Origin of the sequence: Deinococcus seoulensis (assembly GCF_014648115.1) — a bacterium.
Taxonomy (GTDB): Bacteria; Deinococcota; Deinococci; order Deinococcales; family Deinococcaceae; genus Deinococcus; species Deinococcus seoulensis.
On record NZ_BMQM01000071.1, the window covers coordinates 1 to 3,416 of the forward strand.

Genomic DNA, 3,416 nt, shown 5'->3' on the forward strand with positions numbered 1-3,416 from the left:
AGGCTCCTACCCAGGCGTTCTGAGCGCCGATCCGCCAGCCGGTGTCATCGTGATGCACGAACGGCGCCTGCTGGATCTGTGTCTGCAGCGCATCGACGTGGGCCGCCAGGGCGCTGCCGTCAGCTGCAAGCCGCTGTGCGGCTTGCGTGATCGCACCCTGCGTGATCTGGAGGCCGCCGAGGAGGTCCATGACCCGACCGATGCGGCGGACCGGGAGGCCCAGCTCGTGATGCAGGGTCTGAAGGGTGGCGTGCAGGATGGGGCCGAGTCGATGGGCAGTCGCACCGACCTGATCGGCTTTCAGGTCGGGATGGTCACCACGCACCGCGTGGTGACACTGCGGGCACTCCATGACGGGCACGTGGTACTCGGTGACCTGCATGGCGTTCTGGGGGACGAGTTCCGTGACCCATGCCTTGTCCTGACGGGTGAAGATCAGCGGCCCCGTGAACCCACAGCGAGGACAGGTGTTGGGCGTGTCGACCTCCACGGTGGCCGTGATCTGCTCTGGCGTGGGTGGAGACTTGTGCGCGAAGGTGCCTTCACCAGGACGGCGTCCTGGTGATTTGGGATCGGCGGTGCGCTTCTCCCGACTGAAGGGGGCGGCGTACTTGCGTTCCCGCCGTTCGAGTTCCTCGATGCGCTTCTTCAGACGGGCGATTTCTGCTTTGAGGGCTTTGTTTTCGGCGATCAACTGGTCGATCTGCTCGGACTGGCGACGGATGATCTCGAAGAGATCCTTCTCAGTCGTCCCAGTGCCCATGGACAGCATGGTAACGGCCCGGGTGCCCAGCCGGAAGCCGGGTACCCGAGCAACCGCTAATCACAGACGGAAGATGTCAAGAATATTGGTGGCCGGATTCAGTAAACGTGCTTGCATTCTTGCAAGCACGTGAAGTAAGTCATTTTTAAGTGACGCTTTGGGCACCAGTGGAGTGGGAAGGGGGTTCCTGCCCCCACTCCACTGGATTTTTAACGGAGTGGTTGATCTCCTCCCAATCCGACAATGAGTATGTATTTAGATCCATCGTTAATGTTTACGCAGCCAAAGCGTTTGGCTGAGCCCATATTATTGAACTCAGCAAAGATATGAGCTTCGTCCTCAGCATAGTAGCAACGCTGAGGAAATGAACTAATAATCTTGCCATATAGAGTAATCTGCAATGAATTGACCATTTTTTGATCAGACCCAAAATAATCAGGGTCGGCATTATCAATGGCCACAATAGCGGAAACGATGCGACTGCCCGGGTCGCTGGTTTGTCTCTTAATTGAAATTAAATCCCCATATTTGTTTTTATACATCCATGTGCCATTTTTGTTAGAAATCATAGTGCAACTGTATGCTTTGCAATAATCAGATGTAGAGAATGACTGACTGGATCCCATGAGACCAGCGGCGCTGGCAGATCCGAGAAGCATCAACGCGAGGGTGATTTTGAAATCTGGAAGCACCTTTTTGAACATTTTCACTCCTTAGTTGATAAACGATCTATTTGGAGTGTAGATGCGAAGGTGGAAACCGGATGCCACAAATAACCTTCCCCCAGTGGGGGTGTCTCAGGCTGTGCGGCTGAACTGGTTTTACATCGTGACGGCAATTACACCAAGAAAAAAGGTTGCAACCATTTTCCATAATTGCTGCATATGAGGAGCCATATCCACTATTTCAGCTTGAAGGTACTGTGTGATGGGTGCAACGCAGCAGTTCGAAGATGCATGCTCACTTGCGCATCATGGGTGATGACCGGTGCGGTATGCTCGCGCCATGTCAGATCAGGTCATCATCTCCACCCCCGCGTATACAGTCACCAAGTCGCGGGTAGAAATAAATGGCAAAACATACTTCATAAAAAATATTTCCTCCATAGTAATAGATTCTGTGCACATACCAGAAAAAAAGAAGTCTCAAGGAAAATCTAAACCAGGTATGGAAAAAGTAGGCAATATAGGGTGCTTAGGAGTCATAATTGCTATCTTAATGGCTATTGTGCTTATATTTGCACTCGACACTAGCTCTACTGCGTTCTATATATCTATAACTGTTGTCTCTCTAATATTATTTGTCTCTATAGCAATGGGGAGCATTTCAGTTACTACTAGCGAAGTGGTGGTCGAAGCAGAAAAAACCCAATATGAAGTTCTTTTTGACACCAATTCTGGAAAGATAACCGCTTATATAACATTTGATCGATCTGAAGCGTATGGGCTTAAGGCAGCAATTGAGCAGGCGGCTAGCAACACATAATGCAAAACGATATTTGGTACGTTAAAATTCTGCATATCTCATATTTTGGAGAAGCACATGATCATTTAGAATTGCGCTTATGTTCACACATCAGTCATTTGGACCGGCATCCGGGCTCTATGTCATATACTTAATGAGGATTTTTACTAGAACATAATATTAAGTGTACAATATCTGAATTTATTAACCAAAGGCGTGTATCAGGATCTTATGCATAAGACCGATATTTTCATAAGTTGATTTATGCAGTCAAGGAGAGAAATGAAGAGATTTTGTATGTTGTCTTTACTCGCTTTTGCCACATCCGCCGCTGGTCAAACTGCCAAATGCTCTACTCTTGACATTGGAAGCTTTCTTTTCCTCAGCTTCGATACAGTCGCCACCTTTCCAAATCCTTCAGAGAGTATAACTAGATCATTTTCGCAAGAGTCATTCAATTTCAACCAATGTGGTTATTCGATTTCTAGTGATAAAAATAAATTATCAATTAAAGCTAAGAGTTTAAATGACCTTTTTCGCCTAGTTAATTCTAGATCCCCTGGATATAAAATTTTTAGCTTTGCTGCCGCTAGTATTAGCGGTTATAAATATCCATCTATTAAGGAGGGTTTCTTTTATTACCCTGTAAATATTAATATCGATACTACTACCAGGAGAGTCACCGGAGAAGACAAGTCGAGTGGATTCCTCGACGATACATCAATTGGTTATAAAATAAACGGAGGACCTCTAAAGCCTTTCTATTATGAGGGTAGATTCCAGCCATTCTCCTATCCATCTGGAATCCAGAATCTAAATTTCTATATATTGCCATCGGATTTTTCTACTGATTCCGTTCAACGAATTCAGGTGGATTTCCTGAACAGCGCTATCTCTATTTGGAATATGCATAGTTTTCCTGCAAAATAAGCATTAGACCCGTATATGCATGCGCAAAGTCGTGCCTCTCTAGATGCCAATAAATAGAATTTGAATCAACTGCGACGTCATCATGTATAGAAATGACCAAACAACGCGCGGAACCAATTGTTGAATATACTGTTTTCCTCAGACAATGGTAGTTGGCTGGAACTATGCCCGACACCACTGAAATGGGAGCGTCCAGGGCGTATCCCCGGACGTGTCAAAAGAGCTCCCACTCGAACGTTTCGTCTGTCAGAACCCCGCC

At 47.0% G+C, this 3,416-nt stretch carries 4 protein-coding genes; 2 read left to right on the forward strand and 2 right to left on the reverse strand.

All coding sequences use genetic code 11. From position 1 onward, the window contains the following. Both IEY70_RS20625 and IEY70_RS20630 read right to left on the reverse strand, forming a co-directional pair. The coding region (locus IEY70_RS20625; RefSeq protein WP_229778133.1) for an IS66 family transposase at positions 1-763 on the reverse strand (763 nt) is incomplete at its 3' end. 209 nt (positions 764-972) lie between these two features. Then, the gene (locus IEY70_RS20630) at positions 973-1,467 is read right to left on the reverse strand and encodes a hypothetical protein (RefSeq protein WP_189066908.1); all 495 of its coding nucleotides are present in this window, start codon (positions 1,465-1,467) and stop codon (positions 973-975) included. Positions 1,468-1,768: 301 nt separating this feature from the next. Here IEY70_RS20630 and IEY70_RS20635 point away from each other — a divergent pair, with 301 nt between their 5' ends. Both IEY70_RS20635 and IEY70_RS20640 read left to right on the forward strand, forming a co-directional pair. Then, the gene (locus IEY70_RS20635; protein WP_189066909.1) at positions 1,769-2,248 is read left to right on the forward strand and encodes a DUF6232 family protein; all 480 of its coding nucleotides are present in this window, start codon (positions 1,769-1,771) and stop codon (positions 2,246-2,248) included. A gap of 276 nt (positions 2,249-2,524) precedes the next feature. Further along, positions 2,525-3,157, forward strand: a complete 633-nt coding sequence (locus tag IEY70_RS20640) for a hypothetical protein (protein WP_189066910.1) — start codon at positions 2,525-2,527, stop codon at positions 3,155-3,157. Positions 3,158-3,416: the final 259 nt, after the last annotated feature.

What these genes read in the sequence shown, in the direction of transcription:
- IEY70_RS20630 (WP_189066908.1), bottom strand. Translation starts at nt 1,467, where the DNA reads ATGTTCAAAAAGGTGCTTCCAGATTTCAAAATCACCCTCGCGTTGATG.
- IEY70_RS20635 (WP_189066909.1), top strand. Translation starts at nt 1,769, where the DNA reads ATGTCAGATCAGGTCATCATCTCCACCCCCGCGTATACAGTCACCAAG.
- IEY70_RS20640 (WP_189066910.1), top strand. Translation starts at nt 2,525, where the DNA reads ATGTTGTCTTTACTCGCTTTTGCCACATCCGCCGCTGGTCAAACTGCC.